The sequence below is a fragment of the Coleofasciculaceae cyanobacterium genome (assembly GCA_036703275.1).
Taxonomy (GTDB): domain Bacteria; phylum Cyanobacteriota; class Cyanobacteriia; order Cyanobacteriales; family Xenococcaceae; genus Waterburya.
In genome coordinates this window covers 1-23,668 of the sequence record DATNPK010000088.1, presented here as the reverse complement: position 1 = coordinate 23,668, position 23,668 = coordinate 1, and the positions used below count along the sequence as shown (strand labels likewise).

23 protein-coding genes and 4 pseudogenes are annotated in these 23,668 nt (G+C 39.1%); 13 read left to right on the top strand and 14 right to left on the bottom strand.

All coding sequences use genetic code 11. The features are described from left to right. Nucleotides 1-203: 203 nt before the first annotated feature. The 3 genes from V6C71_16630 to V6C71_16620 all read right to left on the bottom strand — a co-directional run bounded on the left by V6C71_16630 (nucleotide 204) and on the right by V6C71_16620 (nucleotide 1,349). Nucleotides 204-437, bottom strand: a complete 234-nt coding sequence (locus V6C71_16630; protein HEY9770086.1) for a hypothetical protein — start codon at nucleotides 435-437, stop codon at nucleotides 204-206. Beyond that, nucleotides 434-1,030, bottom strand: a complete 597-nt coding sequence (locus tag V6C71_16625) for a hypothetical protein (GenBank protein ID HEY9770085.1) — start codon at nucleotides 1,028-1,030, stop codon at nucleotides 434-436. The genes V6C71_16630 and V6C71_16625 overlap by 4 nt, the downstream gene beginning before the upstream one ends. A gap of 109 nt (nucleotides 1,031-1,139) precedes the next feature. Further along, nucleotides 1,140-1,349, bottom strand: coding sequence for a competence protein CoiA family protein (locus V6C71_16620; protein HEY9770084.1), 210 nt, complete (start codon nucleotides 1,347-1,349; stop codon nucleotides 1,140-1,142). A 382-nt stretch (nucleotides 1,350-1,731) separates the two neighbouring features. Here V6C71_16620 and V6C71_16615 point away from each other — a divergent pair, with 382 nt between their 5' ends. Both V6C71_16615 and V6C71_16610 read left to right on the top strand, forming a co-directional pair. Next, entirely contained in the window at nucleotides 1,732-1,887 is a 156-nt protein-coding gene (locus V6C71_16615; protein ID HEY9770083.1) for a hypothetical protein, read from the top strand. A 68-nt stretch (nucleotides 1,888-1,955) separates the two neighbouring features. Further along, entirely contained in the window at nucleotides 1,956-2,096 is a 141-nt protein-coding gene (locus V6C71_16610) for a hypothetical protein (protein HEY9770082.1), read from the top strand. Nucleotides 2,097-2,499: 403 nt separating this feature from the next. Here the strand turns inward: V6C71_16610 and V6C71_16605 are convergent, their stop codons facing one another. From V6C71_16605 to V6C71_16565, 9 genes and pseudogenes are all read right to left on the bottom strand, one after another. Further along, nucleotides 2,500-2,718: a DUF3303 family protein gene (locus V6C71_16605; GenBank protein ID HEY9770081.1), complete on the bottom strand. Its 219-nt coding sequence runs from the start codon at nucleotides 2,716-2,718 to the stop codon at nucleotides 2,500-2,502. 52 nt (nucleotides 2,719-2,770) lie between these two features. After that, nucleotides 2,771-3,350, bottom strand: a pseudogene (locus V6C71_16600) (IS1 family transposase). Between the two features lie 176 nt (nucleotides 3,351-3,526). Next, a pseudogene (locus tag V6C71_16595) lies at nucleotides 3,527-3,709 on the bottom strand (IS1 family transposase). 41 nt (nucleotides 3,710-3,750) lie between these two features. After that, the gene (locus V6C71_16590; GenBank protein ID HEY9770080.1) at nucleotides 3,751-4,911 is read right to left on the bottom strand and encodes an E2/UBC family protein; all 1,161 of its coding nucleotides are present in this window, start codon (nucleotides 4,909-4,911) and stop codon (nucleotides 3,751-3,753) included. Continuing rightward, complete coding sequence (locus V6C71_16585) at nucleotides 4,912-5,139, bottom strand: hypothetical protein (protein ID HEY9770079.1); 228 nt, start codon at nucleotides 5,137-5,139, stop codon at nucleotides 4,912-4,914. Between the two features lie 330 nt (nucleotides 5,140-5,469). Continuing rightward, nucleotides 5,470-5,769 (bottom strand): annotated as a pseudogene (locus tag V6C71_16580) (hypothetical protein). A 113-nt stretch (nucleotides 5,770-5,882) separates the two neighbouring features. Further along, on the bottom strand, nucleotides 5,883-7,220 hold the full coding sequence (locus V6C71_16575) for a hypothetical protein (protein ID HEY9770078.1): 1,338 nt from the start codon (nucleotides 7,218-7,220) through the stop codon (nucleotides 5,883-5,885). Between the two features lie 287 nt (nucleotides 7,221-7,507). Continuing rightward, nucleotides 7,508-7,843 carry an SDR family NAD(P)-dependent oxidoreductase gene (locus tag V6C71_16570; GenBank protein HEY9770077.1) on the bottom strand — a complete coding sequence of 112 codons (336 nt, stop codon included), beginning with the start codon at nucleotides 7,841-7,843 and terminating at the stop codon, nucleotides 7,508-7,510. A 3-nt stretch (nucleotides 7,844-7,846) separates the two neighbouring features. Continuing rightward, nucleotides 7,847-7,987: a hypothetical protein gene (locus V6C71_16565; GenBank protein ID HEY9770076.1), complete on the bottom strand. Its 141-nt coding sequence runs from the start codon at nucleotides 7,985-7,987 to the stop codon at nucleotides 7,847-7,849. Nucleotides 7,988-8,433: 446 nt separating this feature from the next. Here V6C71_16565 and V6C71_16560 point away from each other — a divergent pair, with 446 nt between their 5' ends. After that, complete coding sequence (locus tag V6C71_16560) at nucleotides 8,434-9,537, top strand: transporter substrate-binding domain-containing protein (GenBank protein ID HEY9770075.1); 1,104 nt, start codon at nucleotides 8,434-8,436, stop codon at nucleotides 9,535-9,537. Between the two features lie 16 nt (nucleotides 9,538-9,553). On the opposite strand, the gene V6C71_16555 is transcribed toward V6C71_16560, so the two are convergent. Further along, nucleotides 9,554-11,047, bottom strand: a complete 1,494-nt coding sequence (locus V6C71_16555; protein HEY9770074.1) for an FHA domain-containing protein — start codon at nucleotides 11,045-11,047, stop codon at nucleotides 9,554-9,556. A gap of 430 nt (nucleotides 11,048-11,477) precedes the next feature. On the opposite strand from V6C71_16555, the gene V6C71_16550 reads away from it, so the two are divergent. The 6 genes from V6C71_16550 to V6C71_16525 all read left to right on the top strand — a co-directional run bounded on the left by V6C71_16550 (nucleotide 11,478) and on the right by V6C71_16525 (nucleotide 19,848). Next, nucleotides 11,478-12,371, top strand: coding sequence for a hypothetical protein (locus V6C71_16550; protein ID HEY9770073.1), 894 nt, complete (start codon nucleotides 11,478-11,480; stop codon nucleotides 12,369-12,371). Between the two features lie 45 nt (nucleotides 12,372-12,416). Then, on the top strand, nucleotides 12,417-13,403 hold the full coding sequence (locus V6C71_16545) for a hypothetical protein (GenBank protein ID HEY9770072.1): 987 nt from the start codon (nucleotides 12,417-12,419) through the stop codon (nucleotides 13,401-13,403). Nucleotides 13,404-13,438: 35 nt separating this feature from the next. After that, complete coding sequence (locus V6C71_16540) at nucleotides 13,439-14,374, top strand: hypothetical protein (GenBank protein ID HEY9770071.1); 936 nt, start codon at nucleotides 13,439-13,441, stop codon at nucleotides 14,372-14,374. 48 nt (nucleotides 14,375-14,422) lie between these two features. Further along, entirely contained in the window at nucleotides 14,423-15,328 is a 906-nt protein-coding gene (locus V6C71_16535; protein HEY9770070.1) for a hypothetical protein, read from the top strand. A gap of 139 nt (nucleotides 15,329-15,467) precedes the next feature. Then, a complete protein-coding gene (locus tag V6C71_16530) occupies nucleotides 15,468-17,624 on the top strand; it encodes an FHA domain-containing protein (protein ID HEY9770069.1) in 2,157 nt (718 codons plus the stop codon). Nucleotides 17,625-17,802: 178 nt separating this feature from the next. Continuing rightward, complete coding sequence (locus tag V6C71_16525) at nucleotides 17,803-19,848, top strand: protein kinase (protein ID HEY9770068.1); 2,046 nt, start codon at nucleotides 17,803-17,805, stop codon at nucleotides 19,846-19,848. Between the two features lie 132 nt (nucleotides 19,849-19,980). Here V6C71_16525 and V6C71_16520 read toward each other — a convergent pair whose 3' ends face one another. Beyond that, nucleotides 19,981-20,130 (bottom strand): hypothetical protein, encoded by a 150-nt coding sequence (locus V6C71_16520; protein HEY9770067.1) that lies wholly within the window; start codon nucleotides 20,128-20,130, stop codon nucleotides 19,981-19,983. 437 nt (nucleotides 20,131-20,567) lie between these two features. Here V6C71_16520 and V6C71_16515 point away from each other — a divergent pair, with 437 nt between their 5' ends. From V6C71_16515 to V6C71_16500, 4 genes and pseudogenes are all read left to right on the top strand, one after another. After that, on the top strand, nucleotides 20,568-22,079 hold the full coding sequence (locus V6C71_16515) for an ABC transporter substrate-binding protein (protein ID HEY9770066.1): 1,512 nt from the start codon (nucleotides 20,568-20,570) through the stop codon (nucleotides 22,077-22,079). Between the two features lie 239 nt (nucleotides 22,080-22,318). Beyond that, nucleotides 22,319-23,156, top strand: a pseudogene (locus V6C71_16510) (IS982 family transposase). Between the two features lie 66 nt (nucleotides 23,157-23,222). After that, nucleotides 23,223-23,345 carry a hypothetical protein gene (locus V6C71_16505; GenBank protein HEY9770065.1) on the top strand — a complete coding sequence of 41 codons (123 nt, stop codon included), beginning with the start codon at nucleotides 23,223-23,225 and terminating at the stop codon, nucleotides 23,343-23,345. Between the two features lie 14 nt (nucleotides 23,346-23,359). Next, nucleotides 23,360-23,569: a tyrosine-type recombinase/integrase gene (locus V6C71_16500; protein ID HEY9770064.1), complete on the top strand. Its 210-nt coding sequence runs from the start codon at nucleotides 23,360-23,362 to the stop codon at nucleotides 23,567-23,569. Nucleotides 23,570-23,668: the final 99 nt, after the last annotated feature.

Sequence of the window (23,668 nt, the reverse complement as noted above, 5' to 3'; positions counted from 1 at the left end):
ACGTCTGTAACTGGCGCCAATTGCTGTCAATGGAATCTTCTCCAATAAAAGCTGGTCAATTAAATCTTTCGTCGATTGGCTTATAATCTTTTGCTGTCGGTTCTCTACAAACTGTCTGCCACAGTCACGGCACTTGTAATTCTGTTTACTATTATGTATTTTGCTATTTTTTACAACGTGCCTTGATTCACATCAAGGACAATTTATTGACATCCTAATCCGCCTGCTATTTTCTCTATCCTTACATCTTTCGCACTACCAAAAATCTTGTAAATAGGTGCTACTGTATCTGCATCGGTTCTCTGTAACAAAAACTCAGCAACCAGAATAAAGTATGGGTCTGTAGTTCTGCGCCAGGAATAGTTTCTTAAGTTACACTTTGCCCAGGTTAGAAGGCGATCTCGAAACCATTTAGTATTTTCCTCTTCAGTTGTCATAATTTTATGGTGGGAGAAAATGAACTAAATGACTCTTTACAGATCGATAATTCTTCTCCTTCTAAAACTTTCGGCTGCATCGAACACAAATCTTCTAAAACTAGTGTGACATCAAACTTATAGTATTCAGTCAGTTTGCCGATGCGATAGTTCTTCTCCTTATAGCGATGTTTGAAGTAAAGTTCAACATTACCTCTATGCTGCCAAGTAACTAGTACATCAATACTTATGTCTGAATAGTGTTGTTTTAAATCTCTCTCGATCTCTGGGAGGCGATCGCACATCCGTCTACTGGTCACGCCTATGTTGTGCAAAGTTTTACCATCGCACTTTATCTGAAGAAAATAGAGAGTAAACTGCAATATTCGGTGTAGTTGTTGGCGATAAAACTTTAAATAGGCTAATTTTTCTTCTAACAAGGTCGAACTAATCCCTCTGGCAATTTCTACCGCATTAGTCATTCTGGCTAGCTCGGAAAGCATTAGCGCTTCTTGTATTTGATTGAACCTTGATAGAGATAGTCCACCGACGGGAATCTTACCCAAATTGGTAAAGTAATATCCCTGTGGTGTTGGGTTAAAGAGTTTTTTCAACTGTAATTCAAAGGGAACGGTAATAATGGGATAATCGGTATGTCCGTATTCGCGCCATAAATCTTTTAATAGTTGAAAGTGTTGGGCTGATAGCTGAAGATGAAAATTATCATACAGTGGCAGCGATGGAAGCTTGCCTTTTCTTGACTCTTAGACAAGTTTCTCCCGTATGAGTGAAGTGATGTTGCTTTATCTTACCTTTTTTTGCCACCAAATCGCGATCGCAGAAGGGACAGACAAGATTAGTTTTTCCCGAAGTTACCTCTTCAATAGTTATCAGTTCGCCTTCGGGTTTGACTCCGTACTTTAGCTGCCACATTAATTAAGAACAAAAATACTAAATAGATATATAGTGATTTTGAATTAATGAAGTAACAATCTATACATGGTCTGATTTTTTTTTACACGTAACTAAAATTTTTGCATCTATTATAGAAGCTGCATTCACACCTAAAATCAAATAGAATTGAGTGTCAGAAAGTATCACGGTGTTGTTTATCGATTAAAGCGATCGCCTTGTTCTAAATCTAACCAAACGGCTTAGCGTACTTATTCCAATTTTCCTTATTAAACGGTGACTGCCATCTGTTAATCAACTCACTCTCCAACTTCAAACGGGCTGTTCTATTCTCTGGCGTATCGTAGCAAAAAGCACTACATATGCGAAGCGGTATGCTTTAGGACATCTTGACCTCCAAGCCATGTTTACGGTGCAGTTCGACGTAGTTCATGGCATAGTCCTTACAATCGTGAACACCATTCGGGTGCGACGCGAAGCGATCGCCAATTCAAAAAAAATCCAGAAGTGTGGCTTACATCCCATATTTGGCAGTGCTTTGTACACGGAAAGTAATTAGTTGAATTGGTGGAAAAAACTATACTAATAGTATGATTCGGTTAGATTTATCCAACCTTAAATAAAACTATGAAGCTCGAACATTTGACCAGTATTAACGGTGCTGTCTTGGTGGTTTACTACGTTAGAGATCTCTGTTATCAGTACGAAATAGTCTTCTGGGATGGTTCGCTCCATCAACCGCAGAAAATGTACGAGACAACAAATTAATTTCTTAACATGGGACTGGAGACGGTTAGAGTTGTTATCGGTTATTAATAGTTTTTGCTATTCCTAAAATTTCAGATTGCGATTGCCCGTGCATGATTTGCGACGCGAAGCTAGTGCCGTGGCATACCGCTTCGCATAAAGGCATCGCTGTTCCCTTTCTGTTCATAATCCCTACTTAATCTGTGCAGTTCATTTTTCGAATGTGGAAACTAATAAATGTTTGGACTTTAGATTAGACCCCAATGCAAAGACAGAAGAACTATTGAGGCGTTGGTAAATTAGGGTATGATTTCCAGAAAGAGTGATCGCATTATTACTTGGACTATCCGAAGTGAATTACAATTGATCGAGCAGTGGTTCGATAACTTCTTTGGTTTCTTGGCTGCTGACTACTGGGACAATCTCAATCATTTGCTCCCGAACCACGCCACTTTAAAATCCATTCCTGAAGCAAACGTAGGTCATTACATTTCATAAGCTGAAAACACCTACTGAAGTTTGGTTCAACCCAGCTATCAACATATTCAAGACCTTCGGGAAACATTCTTCCTTCGTCGCGAACACGCTGATAAATTGGCAGCATATCATTGTCTTGGAATCGCTCAATAATCATGAACAGCATACAATATTCTGGCGTTGGTAAATGAAGGTCTAAAAAGAGCGCAAAGCGATCGCTAAGAAGAAAAATTATTTTCTATATAAGGAACAGGGACATCTCCAAATTTAAGATAGTGAATGAGTAGTCGAATCGAATGTTTCAGCATTGTTTCAGATTTAGAGTAACAAAGCGTCTTTCGGTGCAATCGGGCAAGGTAGTGTCTTAGTCTAGTATTTTCTCCCTCAACCAAGCGTCATGTAAGTTTTACAGATGATTTGGTCTCCATCAGGAATAAAACTTGGGTAGACTTTCCAGCCATCGGTGATATAAAAATAGCATTTCCACTTGTTAACGATGTCCCATAGTGGCTCAAATGTTTCTGCACTATGATCTCCTACAACCCAGCTTAAAATACCTGGTTTAAAATGATCTACGCGATGCTTACGCATCTGACCTTGCCAAGCAAGGCACTGGGCGCATTCGCGCCCTGTCCAAAGCCAGAGTTTATTTTTTTTGAACCCACAAACGTCTCTAATTCGTCTAGCTCTCCCACTTGAGGAATTACTTCAGGCTCATAAGCGTGACTGTAATAATTCTCCAACTTGTTTGACCCAACTCATGACTGCAACATGGCTCACTTTCTTCACTCTTCCTATTGTGACGCGAAGCATATACTAAAGCATATGCCCTAAAGGATTCCCTTCGGTCTCGGAGCGGTATCCTAAAGGACTAGCTTCGCGTCGCGAAGCTAGTCCTTTAGGGCATCGTCCGAAGGTGTCCCTGAACGGATACACCTACGGATATACCATGCACGGGAATCATGCACGGGCTCTCTTAAACCCATACCGTTAACATACATTGTTAAACACTCTCGCTTAAATTGGTCAGAGTAACCTCTGGATGTTTGATAACAGTCTAGAAATTGCCGACCGCATTCAACACAAATATAGTTTTGCTTACCCTTCTTATTTCCATTTTTGTTTATGTGAGTAGATTTACATTCAGGACATTGCATTGATGTTCAACTATGGTTAATTATTTAATTTGCGATCACACTCAGTAAAAATCATACCCTAATCTACCAATGCCGATAGCTAGAGTTTTATACTGGTTTTCTTGGCATTTCCCCATAGGGTGGCGATAGATATTTTCAGGTTTCAAAATATCTGGATCGATGAGAGTTAAATGTCTAATACCAGCTTGTACCAGTGATGTTAAAATATTTCCCCCAACAACACCACATCCTACAACCAAAGCCTTAATTTCATTAAGATCTCGATTAGCATCGCCACGAGGAAGTAAATAATCAAGATCGTATCTTTGGGCATTTATAGGTGTAGGAACTTTTGTAGAATTACCAGCGATTAAAGGATGTTCCTCGCCTACATCAGAAAAAACTAGACCGATAAGTGTCATTCCGTCTTGGGGACGGGGAATTCCCATAATTACCAATTCTTCCGATCTATTTTTTCTAACTCGATACTCTCGCAGTTTTTCTTGATTATCTGCTGACACATTTTTGCGAATTATTTCCTGTAAATCGCTGAGAGTCCAAAGTTTATCAGGGGTTGGTGGAGTTAGAAAAGTTCCTACTTCTAGTGGAATATATAGTCCAGTATGGCGCATATAAGAATCGATTTTCTTATTTCGATGGTTAAAATAAGCACACGCGCTATCTATTTTGTTTGCTACCAAAACATAGCGATCGCCATCTTGATATGCGTATATCTTACGCAAGGTAATGTCTACGGGTAAATAAGCAGCAAGAAACTTAGTTTTAGAACCCAGCTGTAGCCAATAGGCATGAAACTCGTCCATGAAATCCCATTTGTTTTCGCCACTTACGCTCTTTTCTAATAATTCAATTGCCTGCTCAACTGCTTCAACGAGGATTCCGACAGGGTTGCTAGAATCGAGAAATAAACCTTCAGAATCTAGATAGCAAAGATAACCATCTTCTTCGAGATGAGGAATCTTTCCTAAGACATTTGCTGGTTGTAGAAAAATTATTGGTAGGGTAAGGGGAAAGTTTTCCCTAATTCCAACCCACAAAGAAATTTCTTCCCCGTTTATTTCAATTTCTCCTTCTACACCAGCTACTACTCCTCGATTTGCTATATTTTTTAATTCATCGTCTGAAAGAATACGAGCCTGTTGAAGACAACCATTCTGTATTAAGTCGTGAAGAATTGATACTCGTTCGGAAATTTCTAACATTCAAGCTGAAGCACTAGAAGAAACAATCGCTTTAGAGCGTTTTTGGGCGGTATCTTTCTTTTTTGGGACGGGAAAATCATCACCAAATTGTTTCTGAAGTAGTTTGCAAGCTTCTGTCGGATCGGCTTTTTTAAAAGCTTTTTGTAAACTTTCCCGCTTATTCTTGAAGTTTGTCATCTGACTATTACTCATCTTGCTGAAAAGATCGCATTCTGGAACTACAGGCAAAATAACCTTCAAACGTTCGAGAGACTCTTCATCCTGCCAAACAGTAGTAAAGTTGTTAATTATTTTCCGAACAAACTGACTGAGAGCTTCTAGGTCATTATATTTCTAAGTGTTTGCAAATACATCAATTACTGTTTTCTCAGGCTTAAATCAGTAATATGCAGCTATAGTAATTCCAATTCCAATAGGTGCAGCATTGCCATCTTGGGAAAATTGAACATCTTTCCATCTTTTGAGATAGCGAATAATGCGACGAAATTGTTTATCGTCATCGCGATCGCTATAGTGTTCCTTGATAAGTTTACTTAACCCGTGTGGGTCTGCTTCTTCCTAAATTTTGTTCTCTTCGCTAGAGTTAAGTTTTTCCTTAGCTAAATAAATTTTATCGTCTGATTCACAATAGACTGCTAAATCGACATGATAAAGAGGTTCTTCGTCTTGTTGGTAGAAAACAATAACACAAAGCCTTCTAATTTCCACGCTTTTGGTATGCCCGTATAAGGCATCATAGACCCATTTTTTTACTTTGACTGAATCGGGATAATCGTCTTTAGAGATTTTAATGATTATTCCTTCATCAATGTCATAGTCTCCATTTAGAGGTTTATTACCCGTTCCCAAGTCATAACCTCCTTGATTAGAAGTTTCCTATTTAGGCGGATCTATATCCATGTCTTCAAAAACTTTGTACCAGCTATTCTTGAGACAATTTAAAATGCGATCGCTCTAACCCTGACTATTTCTCAAAACTCAGCAACTGTCAAAGGTAGATCAAAGTGTTCACTTAATGGATTAACTTGAGAATCAATCGAATTATCGGCAAAAACTTCAAGTTCAGGGGTGGAAACTCCGATTAAATATTCACTTCCATTCAAATATTCATAGAGTGTTTCCTGACGGTAATCGATTGTGCCATCTCCATCGTTATCATATTCAAAAACCCCAGTTAGTGGATTACCCTTTTGATCGTAGGTATACGTGCCTGAAGAACGATAATCGATGATGCCATCTCCATCGTTATCATTTTCATAAACATCAGTTAGTAGATTACCCCTTTTGTCGTAGGTATACGTGTTTGAAAAACGAGAATCGATGATGCCATCTCCATCGTAATCATATTCAATAACGCCAGTTAGTTGATTACCTTTTTGATCGTAGGTATACGTGCCTGAAGAACGATACTCGATGTTGCCATCTCCATCGCTATCATTTTCAAAAACATCAGTTAGTAGATTACCCCTTTGATCGTAGGTATACGTGTTTGAATCACGAGAATCGATGATGCCATCTCCATCGTAATCATATTCAAAAACACTAGTTAGTTGATTACCCTTTTGATCGTAAGTGTTCGTGCTTGAAGAACGATAATCAATGCTCCCATCTCCATCATTATCATTTTCATAAACGTAAGTTAGTTGATTACCCTTTTGATCGTAAGTGTTCGTGCTTGAATCACGAGAATCGATGATGCCATCTGCATTGTCATCAGTTTCAAAAACACTAGTTAGTAGATTACCCTTTTGATCGTAGGTGTTCGTGCTTGAATCACGAGAATCGATGATGCCATCTGCATTGTCATCATTTTCAACAACGCCAGTTAGTTGATTACCCTTTTGATCGTAGGTATACGTGCCTGAAGAACGATACTCGATGCTGCCATCTGCATCGTCATCATTTTCAGAAACACTAGTTAGTAGATTACCCTTTTTATCGTAGGTGTTCGTGCTTGAAAAACGATACTCGATGATGCCATCTGCATTGTAATCATTTTCAGAAACACTAGTTAGTAGATTACCCTTTTGATCGTAAGTGTTCGTGCTTGAAGCACGATAATCAATGCTGTCATCTCCATCGTCATCATCTTCAGAAACATTAGTTAGTAGATTACCCTTTTGATCGTAGGTGTTCGTGCTTGAAAAACGATACTCGATGATGCCATCTGCATTGTAATCATTTTCAGAAATACCAGTTAGTAGATTACCCCTTTGATCGTAAGTGTTTGTGTTTGAAGAACGAGAATCGATGATGCCATCTCCATCTTCATCAGTGTTTGTTGTAATGATTTGAGTGGGAGTTTTCATATTTTCCTCTTTATAGGCATTGCGCCGAGGTAAATGTAATATTCTGTAAGTATGGTTTAGAAACTATTTCTGAAAGAAGACCGATTATGATTGAGCTAAGAATTATAGCTTTTACAAAAATGCTACTATTTTAACCAGTTATTTCAAACTACTTTTAATTATTTTTAACTTTTATTCTTCAAAACCCTTAATATATTTTTAACCGGGGCTTTCTCATTATTTATCTTCTTAATAAGCGATCGCCCAAATCTCGCGCCCAACTTTTGGTCATCATTTGTACGGCAGCTTTACTCATTGCATAAAGTGAACCACCAGGAAAAGTTATAAAATCCGTGTTTACACTGCCAATAGTAATAATACGCCCTTCTGCTAGCATAGATTTGACCGGCTTCCATAGTGGCAGCAAAAACGGCTTTGATATTAACTTTTTCAGTTCGTTCGTAATCTGCTAAGCTACTTTCAGTAATTGATTTAAGCTCAAAAATTCCTGCATTATTAACTAAAATATCGATCGCTCCCAACGTCGATATAGCTTTTTGAATTGCTAAAATTACTTCGGCTTCCATAACATCAGCCTGAATCGCTAATCCTTTAACACCTTTAGTTTCAATCTCTTTAACCATAGCCTAAGCTTGTTCTTGAGATTTAGAGTAAGTAAATGTCACGTTTGCTCCCAATTCTGCCATTTTTTTGGCAATTGCTGCCCCAATTCCGCGACTAGCTCCTGACTTGCCATGCAGCCACATTTGAATAAGTTTTAACTCCATCTGGGGGGTAAGTGGGGGAATGCTATCCGAACTTGGATAAATCGCTGTACGCCTTATTATATGACCATCTCTGTACATGATGAAAGATAACTATTCTTCTCTTTCATCTATCTTACGCTCTTTGGTCAAAAAATCTTCTGGAGGTTTAGCTAAACAACAATAGAGATCGCCAATTTTCGACAAGAGCGATCGCATATATCCGAATTGTTAAAAAAAACGGTTGTTTTTTTTAACAATTAGAAATCAAAGATACTTTACACTAACGTCAATTTTTGGGGTGTAAAAATAGTTTAGTAAAGAATATGGTTGTGTACTCCGTGGATTTGGATGCTACACTCAAATCAATAAAACTCGATCGGTTCTTTCAAAAAAACCGTTTAATATTTAATTTGTTGGTATTGAAGAGTCGAAATAAAAGCAAGAGTATTATAAAATTATAAAATTTGATGTTTAATAGACTGTCTCAATGCAATAATATTGCTTGCTGGAGCTTATCTGGATTAATATCTTCGTTTTTAGTCTTTATTATCCAAACACCTGTATTATCTGAAATTTTGAGAGTCGGTACAAAACCTTTTGCACCTTTTGCTTTTGTACAGGATGGTGAATACATTGGTTTTAGTATCGAGCTTTGGGGAGAAATAGCTGAAGAACTAGAATTAGAATATGAGTTATATGGTGAAAAAACGGTTACAGATCTTTTAGAATCAGTAAGTTCGGGTAATACTGATATTGCGCTAGCAGGTATTACGATCACTTCTGAACGAGAGAAAATCGTAGACTTCTCTCATTCTTTTTTTGAATCGGGATTGCAAATATTAGTTCCTATACATTCTGAACCTTCTCCCGTTAACACTTTTCTTTGGCTGATTTTTTCGCCGATTTTACTGAAAACTATCGGGGTGTTGCTAATAGTAATTAGCATTTCTGCTCATTTAATTTGGTTTTTTGAGCGGAAAAACAACCCTGAAATGTTCCCCCAAGAATATTTCAAGGGAATATGGGAAGCCTGCTGGTGGTCTGTGGTAACCGTAGTCACTGTTGGTTATGGAGATAAAGCCCCTATTGGTGTTGCAGGTAGAATAGTTGCAACTATCTGGATGTTTACAGGAGTCTTGTTAGTCTCTTATTTTACTGCTTCAGTCAGTTCGGCTTTAACAGTACAGCAGCTAGAAAGTTCTGTTCAGGGATTGGAAGATCTTAACGGCAAAAGAGTGGCAACAGTCAAAGGAAGTACCGCAGAAGAATATTTAGCCAATCGTCCGATGAAAAAAATTGAATATGAGTTGATAGAAGATGCCTTTCAATCTTTAGAAGAATTAAAGGTAGATGCCGTAGTTTATGATGCGCCTGTACTCCAAAATTATGCTGCGCGAGATGGTGTGGGTAAAGCGAAGGTTGTTGGTTCGACTTTTGAACGGCAAAGTTATGGTATTGCTTTGAAGACGAATAGTCCTTACCGAGAAGAAATTAATCAAGCCATACTATCCATCGTCGAAAGTGGTGCTTACGATGAGATTTATAAAAAATGGTTTGGAGAAACCGAATAGAAAATTATGAATTTGATTAAATCTGCCATAATCTGATCGCGCCTTGTTCGTCAATGCCTGCCAAGGTTTTCCCATCAACTGCGATCGCGATCGCGCCAGTTTGCCAACTAGGAGTAGCGATCGCAGCTATTTCTAGTTGCGTTTTTTTGTTCCACAATCTAATTGTTTGGTCTGCTCCAGCACTAGCTATAGTCTGCCCGTCGGGGCTAAAATTAATACTGCTAATTCCTTGTTTGTGACCAGCAAGCACTGCTATTTCTTCTTGATTGGCGACATTCCACAATCTAATTGTTTTATCTTTACTGCCACTAGCTAATATCTGTCCGTCGGGACTAAATGCTAAAGATTCAATGGCTAATTTATGTCCCGAAAAAGAAGCGATTTCTGCTTGATTGTCAATATTCCAAAGCTTAATTGTTTTGTCTGCTCCAGCACTAGCCAATATCTGTCCATCGGGACTAAATGCTAAAGATTCAATGGCTAATTTATGTCCCGAAAAAGAAGCGATTTCTGCTTGATTGTCAATATTCCAAAGCTTAATTGTCTTGTCTGCTCCAGCACTAGCCAATATCTGTCCGTCGGGACTAAATGCTATAGCATTTGCTGCTAATTTATGTCCTGTCAAAGTGGCAATTTCTGTCTGGTTAGAAATATTCCATAGTTTAATGGTTTTATCTTTGGCTACGCTGACTAATACTTGAGCATCTGGGCTAAACGCCAGGGCTAATACTGACTGAGATTTTTCTGCTATTTGACATAGTTCTGTTGCAGATATTAAATTCCATAAGCTTTTCCCAGAATCAAAAGCGAGAGTATTTGGGCTTGTGTTAACTAACTTAGAAACAGAAGTAGTTTTTGTCTTGGAAACGGTGGCGTTGTCTACAGCCCTAGCGGGAGTATGTTTTTTGGCTTCGGGTTTAGGTTCGGCAATAGATTCATTTTCAGCAGAAAGCTTTTTTTCTTTTACTTTATCCTTAGCATTCTTGGCTATAGGTGCTTGTGCTGGCTCGGGGTCTTTAACAATTTCTTGGACAGCAGGAATGGTGACATTGGCTACTACAACTTCGGGAGTTTCTATCGGTTTATTCTCCGATTTAGATGGACTAGGTTCTGGTTCGGGTATATCAACCTCTATTTCGGTAGGCTGTACCATCACGGTGGCATTTAGGGTAAGACATTCAAAGCTAAATTCAGGACCTTTTGCGCCTAAAATAATGCGATCGCCTGATTCCAATCGTTGATTATTGCTGACTGGGCGATCATTTACTAAAGTTCCATTAGTTGTTCCTAAGTCGTTTATTTGCCAACTGGCATCAACTAATTTTATCTCTGCATGACGACGAGATACGGTGACAAATTCATGAGGATCTAAAGCAATTTGACAATCTGGAGAGCGACCAATTACCGTGTTTTCTACTGTGGATAGGATATGTTTCTTGGCGGCAGACTGCTTAATTGACTCTGTTTTTAAGGTAAGCGTAGCCCAAATTCGATTATGCTCAGCTGTCATAATTTTTCTTCTCCAAGATTGATTGCCATAGCTTATTTTGTGAAATTAGATATTATATTCATAAATACATATCTAAAAAATTAAGTTTTATAATCCGAATTTATCGATAAAATTTAAGGAAGTTTTAATTTTAAATTCAGAACTAAACATAATATACTCCTATTCAATAAACAGTTTCGGTAGCAAGAGCTTTAAACGTAGTAATTAATCTTAATTAAAACGGTTTAATTCGGTTGAATAGAGAGTAGTGTTTCTCGACAAGTAAAATATAAAATCTGTTTTATATGCATTTGCCTAAATAGTTTTTATCAGCAACTGCATATTTCCTAGCAAGATATCGTACTTTTATCTGAGATATTAAAATCCTAATTAAGTCTCTAAATCGAAAATTGTTTTTAACTTTAATCCAAAGTTTTTTATTCTTAAAAAAATGGCTGAAGATATTAATTTGCTGATCGATGAATGCGATCAAAAATCTCAAGTGTTGTTAGTAGATGCAGAAAAAGCTTTTGATGAGGTAGATCAAATTGTGGAATTTGCCACTAATCTAGCCGATGAGCTAACCACTGCTAACCAAGAAGCCCAAGAAAGCTGGTCAGCAATTATTGCCGAATTACAAGCAGCAGAAGAGTCTCTAGAAACTGAAATGGAAAGCACGAGAGAGAAACTGACTTCTTTTCAAGAAAAGATTACTGAAGTTGGTGATGCTGTAACCGAAGCTATGGAACGTTTTAGCACTCGTTTAGAAGAAGTAAAAAGCCGTAAAGCAGAAATGGCAGAACAGCTAGCAGAGGAAAAGGAAAATACCACTTCTGGTTTAAATACTTTTGCAGAAAATATCAATGCTTTACAGGAAGCGATTGCTGGGTACGAAGAAGCAGCCAACGCTAACTTAGAAGAACACAATTCGGCTGCTACCACTGCTCAAGAAAGCTTTGATGAGAAAAAAGCAGATTTGATAGAACAGTTTAGCGACCTTGAAAGCCTATTGCAAGAACAGTTAGAAACTTTAGGAGAGAACTTCTCTAGCGTTGCTGAAGAAAGCGATAGCAAAAAGCAAGATTTAGAAACCAGTTTTGATTCCCTAGCCGAAGGAGTAACTACCGCGATCGCCTCGAAGTTTGCCGAAGAAGTGATGGAAGAACTGACGGGATCATCCGAAGGGCTAACTCAGGCTTTCTCTGTGCTTGATAGTGCGGGGGGAGAAATGGGAGATCTGCTTAAAGGTAGCATCGGCGAAATTGTCGATAAAATCTCAGAGGTTACCGACTTAATCGACGAGGTAAGACCAGTATTAGACACCGCGAAAGCATTGCTGGGCTAAATTTTGCATCAATGCACCAATCAATAAATTAACAGGAGAATCATTATGGCAGCAGCAGAAGTTTTAGCCCAGAATGTCGAAGAATCTAGTGAGAAACTGCAACAGATTATCGACGCGATTGAGTTGGCATCGACGCAAATGACCGAACTTTCAGGACAGCTAGAATCGACTAATACTAGTCTAGAAGAAGCCAAAGACAGCATTATTCAAGGTTTAGAAGCTACTACACAAGAATTTGAGCAGACTCAAGCTGAATTTGCTAGCTCTCGCGATGAGATGTTAAGCGTAATGACGAGCTTACAGGAGTCCTTAACCGAACTAGAAGAAAAGATAGGCAATGGTGGCGAAACGGTAGATAGTTCCGAAAATGAATTTGGTTCGGCAAACGAAAGCCGTCAGAGCGAACAAGAGAGCAGCCTAGAGGAAGTAATAGCAGCGTTTAACCAACTGGCTGAAACTATTTCTGAGATGGAAGAGAGCGTTGAGTCTAGTTCAGAAGAGACAGAAAGCTTTTTTAATGACTTTACCGAGAATGTTAAAGGCTTACAGGAGAAAATGGAAACCGCACAGTCGGACACTGAAGGTGATTTTGAGGAGGTGGCAAACAATATTGGTGAAACCCTTAAATCCAACCTTGACTCTATCTTAGGCGACTTTAGCAGCGAGCTTACAGGCGAACAACTAGAGGAAATTAGCTCTGGCTTTGAAGAGTTAAGCGCTAACTTTGAAGAGATGTTTACCTCCTTTGGGCAAGATACAGGGGAATTAGGAGACAAGCTGAAACAAACTCTCAACGAAGTCTTAGAAAATGCCCAAGATTATGCTGGCGAGCAAATGAAAGACAAGATTACTGAAAGCTTCCAGGATGCGATCGAAGATTCGGTTCAGGCAATGATGCAAGAAGCGGTAGAAAACGCGGTGATGATGAGCGTTGGTGCTAGTGTTACTGGTGCTTTGTCTCCCGTGCTGCCAGCGCTCGTAGCAGCCAAAGTTGCGACAGGAGCAATCAAGGCGGTGATGGATCTTTTTTAATCAGTATTTAACAAAAATTTTAGGAGTATATAACCATGAGTCAGTTAGGCGAATCATTAGACTTAATGTCTCAGCTAATTATGGATTTTCCCGATCGCTTAGATGGAATTATCGTTCAGGCGCAGGAAGTAGAAGCCGAGGCAAATCAGCTTACGGAAAATGTGGCAGAGAAACAGCAACAGGTAGCAGATATTCTGGCACAGGTGCAGCAAGCTCTCAATGAAATGCGAGAAGAGGTGGCAGAACATCAATCTCAAGCTGAATCGCAAGTAGAGAGTTTTGAAGCTAGCGTCCAAGAATTGACTGGTTTTCTCAACGAAGCTACTGAAAAACTCGATGGAGAGGTAGAGGCGACTCAAGAGAAATTAGGTCAGTATCAAAGCTTGCTCGACGACAACCGCGAATCAACTAAATCTCAGTCAGAGGAAAGCAACAGCGAATTAGAAGAAGCGCGAACTGCGATTAACGACAGTCAAGAACAGCTAGCCTCGGCAATGGAAAGCACCATTGAAAAGATCGACACCCTACGAGAAAAGCTAGAGTCTGCCAGTAGTTCGATGGAACAAGAGGTAGATAAATTTACCGATCAGGTTAACCAAGGACAGTCAGAAGTTAGCAGCAACATCAGCACCATGGCGAGTGAGTTTGCCAGCATTGCCCAAAACTTTAGTAGTAGCCTCAGCGATACTGCTGACATGATGTCTGGCGGTGTGGACGATCTGATGGAGAAAACGAAAGAAACAATTGATGGGGAGATTAAAGAGCTAATCGACACGGCAGTAGAAGAAATCACTGGTTCGATTGACGATATGGCGAAAAAGCTCAGTGATTCGGAAGAAGAGTCTTCAACTCAAAGACAGTTATTAGAGCCATTATTTGACAACTTAGATCTGTTAATTATGCCCCTAAAAATTCAAGTAGATGCGGTGAAAACAGCAGCCGATAAGTTTAACGTAGATTTTAATGATTAGGAAGATTGGCAATTATTAGATTTTATTAATTAAACAGGAGAATGACAGATGGCAGTAGATTTTGAAACCACCGCAGCCGAGACGGTGATCAAGCTACAAGAATTGATGAATCGCGCTGACCAAGCCAGCGAAGATTTATCGACAGCTAGGGAAAAGTTAGCCCAGGTATCGTCAGAATTTGACAGTAACTGGACTAGTCTGGCAGAACGGGCAGAAGGATTATTAGAGCGTATTTCTAGTGCTAGGGAAGATTTGAACGGGGAGTCCGAAGCAGTAACTCAAGGTTTTGCTGACATGGAAAGCAGTGTCGAATCGCTTCAGGCTAGTGCCAGCGAGGAACTAGAAGAAACCATTAGCGAGTTACAAGCATTGGGCAACGAAGCCGAGAGTGATGGTTCAGAACTTAACGATGTGTTTGAGTCGGTGAGAGAAACGATTACCAATCTCCAAACTAAGGTCGAAGAGGTCAAAGAAAACCTTACCGAAAGCCTTTCTGAATCGGGGGATAATTTAGCCAACGAGGTCAGCAATGCGATCGCCGATTTTCAAGCGGAAATTGAAGATAAATCCGCCGAAACTGAAGAAGCAATATCGGACGAGGCGACAAACAAACTTAGCGAAATGCTAGAAGGTTTAGCCACCCAACTAGAAACCATCCAAACAGAGTTGAAGGAAAAAGGGGAAGCTAAAGCAGAGGAAACCAATAATTCCTCTAAAGAAACGATGGACGATTTCACCAGCCAACAAGAAGAGATCTTTGGCGATCTTGTTGGCAAGGCTGAAGATTTGAAACAAGCCATCACGGATATTGCTGAACTTGTAGATACTACCAGCGACGCCGCCGACACCGCTAAGGATACTTTAGTTGACGGGGTTGAATTAACTAACGTTGGCGTAGGTACAGTAGTTGGTATTCTTGACGATATCCAAGAGATACTCGGTAAATTCGTATGAAAATAAGTTCCTAACACTTTATCTCTAATACTGTCAGCCTAATTTTAGCCAGCCCAAAACTAAATAGGTTGGTTTCTGTGAAGAGAAGTAGGATTTAGTTCATTGGCGATCGCCATTCAGTCAATTGTAAGTTGAATTCATGCCACCAAAAGCAGATAAATTAAGTCAAACCATCGAAAATCTTCAGCTTTTTTTGAGTAGAAAAGCCGATGAACGGGAAGATTTAGCCGATATCTCGCGCCAGCTTGCTCAACTAAACAAAACTCTCAATCAGAAAAAACTCACAGTTCAAATTGTCAGTCAGTCTCCAATTTTAGCTCAGGCTGTTTTCGATTTGATTAATAGTCAAACTGAACTCAAGCAATTTTTTCAACTAAAATTTGATGCTATCCCCAAACCATTAACGCAAACTGCACCGCAGCATTGTGCGAGCTTAAAATTAAGGCAAAATCTAGCCGATGCTACTGGTTTGCAGCAGTATCTTGAATTAAACTCTAAATGCGAGTATGCGATCGGCAGATCACCCGCAGCTGATGTGAAAATTAATCCTCAGCTTTATCAGGGAGTATCTTGGAATCATGCAGTAGTTCAGCCTTTAATAGAAGCAGAAAAGGCTATTCAATGGCAAATTGGCGATCGCCATAGTACCAACGGCACTTTTGTTAATGGAGAGCGGTTAACAGACTCTCGATTGCTCAACTCAGGAGATATTATTACCCTTGCCTGTCCCCAAGCTGGAGAAAACGTAGCAGAACTAGCTTTTACGCTCCGAATTGAACCACTCGATCTAGAAATAGATCGAGAATATTGGGATGTGGTGGATTGCGATCTATTAATGGTGGTGATAGACAGCAAACAGCAGCTAGCACTAGAAGTGCAAAACTTCGTGCAAAATCTCAACCAAACTTACATCTCTCGGCAGTATTTACTGGTAGATACCCCCGATCCCAAAGAGGAGGTGGCAAAGGTAGCGGAAAAAAATCTAAACGCGATCGAAGTCTGGTTAAAAAATGATGTTTTAGAACCTAGGTTTGAATTAGTGCCACTCTATCTCAAATCTTTTTATACAGAAGACGGTAACAATAACCTAGACCCTAAACAACAGAAAAAACAAGAACGATTTACCAAAATTCTTGGCGATCTCGTCAAACGTCAGCCAGAAAATATCCTTGCTAAACGGATCGCGGTTAAAGTTGTTCGTGCAGCCGAACCCGTCGAACCTTTTTTAGAACAGCAACAGCAAGAATTAGCCGAAAAGCTAGCTCAAGCACAGCAGGAATTAGCAGCCCTGTCAGAAATTAATCTTAAGGAAGTTAGTAAAAAAGCGATCGTCGAAGCTAATCAAACTAAAGATAAGTTTTTTAAAGCAATCAAGTTAGACATAGCTCAATCTAAGGCTGCATTTGTAGATGTCTATAGTAAGAAAAGCGTCGTCTATCAGATTCAGGATTTTGTTGATAGTTTAAACCCCGTAGTTTTAAAGAAAAATGGACAGAAAATTATTCAGCTAAATGATGATTCCTCCGATTCTGATGATATTAATACAAGTCTTATCGGTTTTTGTACAGATTCACTGGAAAAGTGGGCAATAGAAGAATGGTACAAAGTCAGTCAGGTCTACTGTAATGGTGGTTTGCATGGCTTACTAGACAGACTTAATGAAAAAACCAATGTCATTCCCGAAGTCCTATCACAATCCCCGTTTTCTCCTCCCGATGATATTAACGTGCAGGATAATTTTCTCCTCTCTTTTGCAGGAACTAATTGCGAAACCAGCCATAAGCAAAAGTCTCTCGGTGCATACATTATGAACCAGCTAAGAAGTCAGATGATGCAGATTATGATGATGCTTACTTTGGTACTGGGTTTTGTCGGTATTAAATCCAGTAAAAATCAAATGACCCAAGGCTTGTCTAATTACTTTAAACAATATCCTTGGCTGTTTGGCATTTTTATTTTTGGAATTATTTTTCTTTTGGTCAGTGCTTACAATAGCGAGAACGATCTCAAGTTGGATGAGGCGAGCGTAAAACTCAAGAAAGATCTTTCTAGTTACTACCAATCTTTTGCTAAAAACTTACTAGATAAAGTTATTCAAGATCTGAACTTAAATTTAGAGTTAGAAGAAAACAAAATTACCGATGGACTAGAAATTGTCACCGATGTCTATAGCGATCGCTTAGTGGAAGTCGAAAAACAACAAATCCGAATTGAAAATAATTTAGAGCAATACAAAACTCAACAAAAAAGTTTGGCTACAGAATTATCGGAGTTTGAAAAACTTAAGCAAATGTAGTTATTGCTCCACCTCTCTATAAAACTATCAAAGTTTGTAGAATTTATTTAATTTACAATAATCGCTGAAATATTGAAATAAAAACTAGAATTTTGGCTCACTAAATCAGAATTTTGTATTCTTAAAATTACATATTAATCAAACATATATAAATCTAATTAAACAATCTATTTTATTCATGCAGGAAACTATTTTAGGCTCACGCTATCGGGTAATTAAATATATTGCTAAGGGTGGATTTGGTAAAACTTATCTAGCAGAAGATATTCAGTTACCAGATAAAGATAAATGTGTAGTAAAGCAGCTTTATTTTAGCGTTGACGACCCGAATTTTATTCAAGTAGCGAGACGTTTATTTAAGAAAGAAGCAGAAACTCTTTATACGTTGGGAATTCATGACCAAATACCACGACTCATGGCATATTTTGAGCAAGATGAGAAATTTTATTTGGTGCAACAATATATAGAAGGTTATACCCTAAGTAAAGAACTTATTTTAGGAAAACCTTGGTCAGAAGGAAAAGTTATTGAACTACTAATAGATTGTTTGAATATCCTCGATTTTATTCATGGAAAAAGCGTAATTCACCGTGATGTCAAACCTGACAATTTAATTCGCCGCAGTTGGGATCATAAGCTAGTACTAGTAGATTTTGGGACTGTAAAAGAAGTTATTGCCGAGCAAACTCAATTAGTTCCTGCAACCGTAGCAGTAGGAACAAGAGGTTATATGCCCACTGAACAAGCAAGAGGAAAACCCCGTACCACCAGCGATATTTATGCTTTGGGCATTATTGCGATCCAGGCTTTAACTGGAGTGCATCCTGTCGAGTTGATTGAAGATGAAGACGGTGAAATTATTTGGCGCGAACAAGCTCAATGTAGCCCACAATTAGCGGATATTATTGCCAAAATGACCAGATATCATTTTAAAGAACGCTATCAATCGGCTCAAGAAATTATCACAGCTTTAGCTGGTTTGGGAAATAAACCCGAAGCTATTCGTCAAACACAAGCAGTTGAATATACTCCAACAGTTCAGTTAAGTGCTTCTCAATTAGCCAATTTGTCCAGAAAGCCTCAAGCCACATCCATAAATTCCTCATCCTTAAATAACGATCGCTCAGTTATCGACACGCCAGAAAATCTAACCAATTTTCACCCTGAATTACCTGAATTAGTTACGAACAATGAACAGCAACCACAATTAGAAACTCAATCCACCTCACGTGAAACCGAATCAAATTCCATGTCTAAGGCTCAAAAATCTCGTAAAAACCTAACTACTCTAGGAGTAGCTTTAATATTAGGAGCGATCGCGTCTGGGGGAATGTATCTCCTAAAGCAAAAAACTACCCAGTCTGTCCAAAAAAGTATCGAAGAACAGGTAAATCATTTTAATGAAATGTTAGAAAAGCAAGAATATCAAGCTTGCTATGACGAAGCAGTTGCTATGAATGCTCAAGCTGCTGATGTGGCTCCCTCACCGAGTATGTCCAAAGAGCAACTACAAGAATTTGAAGCTCAGTGTGGTCTAGCTCAAGCCCAAGTAGAGGCAGAAGATATTAAGTATGGCGCAGCCTTAGCGATCGCCAAAACTCTACCGAAAAACACTTCTATAGATGCAGAAATTCAACAACAAGTTGATTTGTGGTCAGAGCAGCTATTAGAACAGGCAACTAAACTCTACGAACAAGACGGAAATATTGAAGAAGCGTTTGAGACAGTCAAGCAAATCCCCCAAGACAGTACCGTCAGATCTAGGGTTATCGATCTTAAAGACTCTTGGAAAGCAGAGTCGGAAACTAATGAAGCAATTATGACCACTGCTGAAAAAGCCTTGAGTGAAGAAAAATGGGTGTACGCCAAACAACAAGCTATCAAAGTTAAAGACTCATCTCCTACAATGTATTGGCAGGAAAAGGCGAAAGCAATTATCTCTCAAGCGGAAGAAGGAATTGCCGAGACGGCCTCTACTGACGTTGCGACTCCTCCTGAAGCAGAAAAAACTAAAGCGATCGCTCCTACCCCAGAAATCACAGAAGTTCCTATTCCTGAAACAACCAAAGTTAATATGCCTGTTATTGGCGAGCCTAAACCAACAATTCGCGTCGACCAAGATTCATCAGAATCATTGCGAGATTTAGATGACAACAGCGAATCTTTCCCAAGCACACCTTCTAATTCCTTATCACCAAATAATGCTCCTTTGAGAGATTTGTAATATAGAGTAATTCTAGTGGCTTGCAAAAACTAACGCTTTTGGCTCATAATAAGGGGTCTTGCACACTTTTGGTGAACCAAGAAAAAGGCGATCGCGAACTTGCTAGACAGGACACAAAAATCTTTAATCTTCTTATCTTGTCAACACTATTGCTACACTACCAAATTTATCGGCAGCAACTCGGAAGATTTTAAGACGACGAATTAAATGTTCAATGAAAATTCTTTGACGAGATATTTGCTTATTATCTTCTTGTTGCTCAGCGATCGCCTTTTCGCTCAATTGTTGCCATTGTTAATAACTAATGCCTAATATTCTTTTTGTTCGCTCTCGATATTTTTGGATATAATCAAGTGAATTTGACAAGACGGTTACCTAAATGTCGTTTTACTACCGTGACGCGAAGCTAATCCTTTAGGACTTTTTTCTCATGAATTTATTTCTTGGACAAGTCTAATGCCTTGTGTTTACTCAGGCAAAGAGTTTTGCCCCAAAGTCCGAGCAACTAGTTCTGAAATTTGTTGTGAAACCATGCAGTAGTTTTAAGATCTTTTGCTTATTGCATTAAGAACAGCATAAAAGCTTTCGTGCAAATAATACAGTTGGTTTTATTGATGATTTCCTCTAACTTTCCCTGGCCATAACGTTAAATTATTGAAAAACTTTAGTAGAAAGAAGTAGCATTATTTACCAACAATATCACTTAGTCAAAAAAAGCTGTGGCAGATCTTCGTCCCCAGAAACAACTACCTCCGAGTGAACGGGAAAAATCTATGAGTAACCAACAAAATCACTTGACAAGTAGAAAAATTATCGTTTTTGGTATACTCATTGCCATTTTGCTAACTATCTGGTCAATCAATCGTCAAAAAGAAAGTTCTAATTTAGCTTCAAGCAAATCAAAAACTCTGATGGAGCGTTGGCTAACTAGAAATCAAAACCAGGAAAACTCTGAAATTGAACAGAGATTGAGTTTGGGCGAAAACATTCTGATTAGTGCCGATAATAATCCCGATAAACAATTCGCAGTTGAAAAGTTTGCTGCGGGTGATTTTTTTAAAGCACAGGTTCAATTTGCTAATTCTTTAAAAGCTTATCCTAACGATCCAGAAGCTTTGATTTATTTAAATAATTCTTTGGCAGCGATCGATTATTTTGAAACCATCAAAATTGGCGTAAGTATTCCCGTTGGGGGAAGTCTTGATGTTGCTAAGGAAATATTGCGCGGCGTATCCCAAGCCCAAAACGAAATCAATAAGCAAGGTGGCATCGAGCAAGATGGCGTCAACAAACTAGTTCAAGTTCAAATTGCCAATGATGATAATGAACCAGAAGTTGCTCAACAAATTGCGGCTAATTTTGTCGCTAATCCAGAGATTTTGGGAGTAGTCGGACATAATTCAAGTGATGCTTCCATTGCGGCAGCACCAATATATCAGCAGGGAAATTTAGTGATGATTTCTCCTACCAGTGTTGCCCGAGAATTGTCTCAAGCAGGTAGCTACATCTTTAGAACTACCCCCAGCTCTAGAGTATTAGCTGAAACTTTGGCTCAGTATACTGTAGATAATATTCGCCGACAGAAAATAGCAGTTTGTGCTGACTCTAGCTCGCCAGCTAGCATATCTTTTAAAGATGAATTTTCTTTAGCTGTGTTTGAATTAGGAGGAGAAGTTTCTAATATTGAGTGTGATTTTAGTAGTAAAAAATTTAATCCTGATGAGATACCTGCAAAAGCGATCGCAAATGGCTCGGAAGCTCTGTTGTTGATTCCCTCAGTAGACAAAATTAATCAAGCTTTAGAGGTAAGCAGAGCTAATCAAAATCGGTTGACTATGTTGGGTAATCATTCAATGTATACCTATGAAACTTTGAACATTGGACAATCGGATGTTAACGGCATGGTGCTTCCTACTGCTTGGCATCCAAACTCCACAGCCCACTCTGCCTTTAATAAAAATGCTATAGAGTTATGGGGCATGGAAGGAAGTTGGCGTACTGCTACAGCCTATGATGCAACTAAAGCTTTAATCACTGGTTTGAGTTCGTCTACTACTCGCCAACAATTACAGCAAACTTTGGCTAATCCTGGTTTTGCTGTTTCAGGAGTTTTAGGCAAAATTACTTTTCAACCTTCTGGCGATCGCCTGATTAAGGGAACTTTAGTTAAAATACAACCAGGGAATTCTTCTGGTACGGGATATGATTTCAAGCCGATTGACTCGGATTAATTGACCACATAGTCTAAGTTCATCGAATTCATTGCTAAATCTTTATCTGAAGTGAAATTAAAGGATTTGCAGCTATGGAAGCGCGGATTAAAGGCTCGATTTAAGCTTACCACTGTGGCGAACAAAGTTTTAGTAAATAACGTGAGTTCGGGATAAGAAAAAGAGCCCTAAAGGATTAGCTTCGCGTCACAGATAGTAAGCTGAAAGTAACTACACTTTTCAGTAAGTCTGCTCTATGTATAGTAAAGACAGAATTGTTTAGCCCTATTGATGATTTTTGCCTTAAATTTGAACCAGCATGGCGAAACCAACTGCTAGCAAGTGGTCAACGTCGTCGCGATTACGCTGCGCGTACTCCGAAGGCATCGCCAGAGAAAACTCAGCCTGAGCGAAATCATGACTATAACAGTAGCATTTCATCTTTCTCCTGTCTAGTCAGCTATCATCGCTTTATCGAATGGCTTCCAAGTACAGTTATTCCTTTAATGACTTATTTGCGCTCTCAATTAGGAACTAGTACAGGAATTGGATTCATCGATTCAACTAGTTTGAAAGTCTGTCACAACCGACGTATTTTCTGTCACCGCGTCTTTAATGGAATAGCTCAAAGAGGTAAAACCTCTGTTGACTGGTTTTACGGATTTAAATTTCATTTAGCGATTAACGATCGAGGTGAATTATTAAATATTGTTCTGACGGCTGGAAATACTGACGCTCGAAAACCAGTTCGACAAATGCTTCAAGGTCAATTAGGTAAGTTTATATGGAGATAAAGGTTACATCTCAAAAACTTTAGCTCGTGATTTGAGAACTTCGGGAATTATCTTAGTGACTAAGTTCAAAAAGAATATGAACAATAAACTCATGGAATTATCTGATAAACAATTGTTACGTAAAAGAGCAGTGATTGAATCAGTAATTGAACAGTTGAAACATATTTGCCAGATTGAGCATAGTCGCCATCGTTCACCTAGCAACTTCATCGTTAATTTGTTAAGTGGATTGATTGCTTATTGCCACCGTGACAAAAAACCTTCTGTTGCCGTCGATCACTTTGCTTTGACTGCATCTGCTTAACCCGAACTCACGTTAATTAAGTCTCTGTTTAGCTTTGGGGTAAAGACTGGGTATTTAACTTTAAATGTGGGCAGTTTCCTTAAGTCTCCCAAAGCCAAGGAGAATTTAGCCGATCAGATTTTAGATGTATCCCAGGTGCAAGGATTGATTAAGTATGGGGTGAAGAATGAGCGCGATGCCTTTGGCTAAGCTTCGCCAATCGCCTGATGCTATCTCTAATGTACGGCTGTGGGTTGAGAGTTAGTGAGGCGATCGGTTTAACTTGGGATGATTTTAAAAAGCATGGTGACGGCGGTAAAGCTACGGTGTTTGCTAAGGGTAGTAAAACCCGTGTGGTGTTGATACCTTCTGCGTTATGGCAGCAGGTAAAAGAGTTTGAGAAGCGCGAGGAAGCGTTGCCCGTGCATGACTAGCGGCGGCTTTTCCTAAAGGATAAGCTTCGAGACCGAAGGGCGGAGTGCGGTTTATCCGTGAATCCGCGATTGGCAAATGAGAGGGAATCTTCCCACTCA

Coding starts and splice junctions, on each gene's coding strand:
- V6C71_16565 (HEY9770076.1), bottom strand. CDS start 7,987: ATGGAGTTAAAACTTATTCAAATGTGGCTGCATGGCAAGTCAGGAGCT.
- V6C71_16540 (HEY9770071.1), top strand. CDS start 13,439: ATGAGTCAGTTAGGCGAATCATTAGACTTAATGTCTCAGCTAATTATG.
- V6C71_16610 (HEY9770082.1), top strand. CDS start 1,956: ATGAAGCTCGAACATTTGACCAGTATTAACGGTGCTGTCTTGGTGGTT.
- V6C71_16570 (HEY9770077.1), bottom strand. CDS start 7,843: ATGGTTAAAGAGATTGAAACTAAAGGTGTTAAAGGATTAGCGATTCAG.
- V6C71_16620 (HEY9770084.1), bottom strand. CDS start 1,349: ATGTGGCAGCTAAAGTACGGAGTCAAACCCGAAGGCGAACTGATAACT.
- V6C71_16535 (HEY9770070.1), top strand. CDS start 14,423: ATGGCAGTAGATTTTGAAACCACCGCAGCCGAGACGGTGATCAAGCTA.
- V6C71_16525 (HEY9770068.1), top strand. CDS start 17,803: ATGCAGGAAACTATTTTAGGCTCACGCTATCGGGTAATTAAATATATT.
- V6C71_16545 (HEY9770072.1), top strand. CDS start 12,417: ATGGCAGCAGCAGAAGTTTTAGCCCAGAATGTCGAAGAATCTAGTGAG.
- V6C71_16605 (HEY9770081.1), bottom strand. CDS start 2,718: ATGCTGTTCATGATTATTGAGCGATTCCAAGACAATGATATGCTGCCA.
- V6C71_16575 (HEY9770078.1), bottom strand. CDS start 7,220: ATGAAAACTCCCACTCAAATCATTACAACAAACACTGATGAAGATGGA.
- V6C71_16555 (HEY9770074.1), bottom strand. CDS start 11,047: ATGACAGCTGAGCATAATCGAATTTGGGCTACGCTTACCTTAAAAACA.
- V6C71_16630 (HEY9770086.1), bottom strand. CDS start 437: ATGACAACTGAAGAGGAAAATACTAAATGGTTTCGAGATCGCCTTCTA.
- V6C71_16615 (HEY9770083.1), top strand. CDS start 1,732: ATGTTTACGGTGCAGTTCGACGTAGTTCATGGCATAGTCCTTACAATC.
- V6C71_16530 (HEY9770069.1), top strand. CDS start 15,468: ATGCCACCAAAAGCAGATAAATTAAGTCAAACCATCGAAAATCTTCAG.
- V6C71_16590 (HEY9770080.1), bottom strand. CDS start 4,911: ATGTTAGAAATTTCCGAACGAGTATCAATTCTTCACGACTTAATACAG.
- V6C71_16560 (HEY9770075.1), top strand. CDS start 8,434: ATGTTTAATAGACTGTCTCAATGCAATAATATTGCTTGCTGGAGCTTA.
- V6C71_16550 (HEY9770073.1), top strand. CDS start 11,478: ATGGCTGAAGATATTAATTTGCTGATCGATGAATGCGATCAAAAATCT.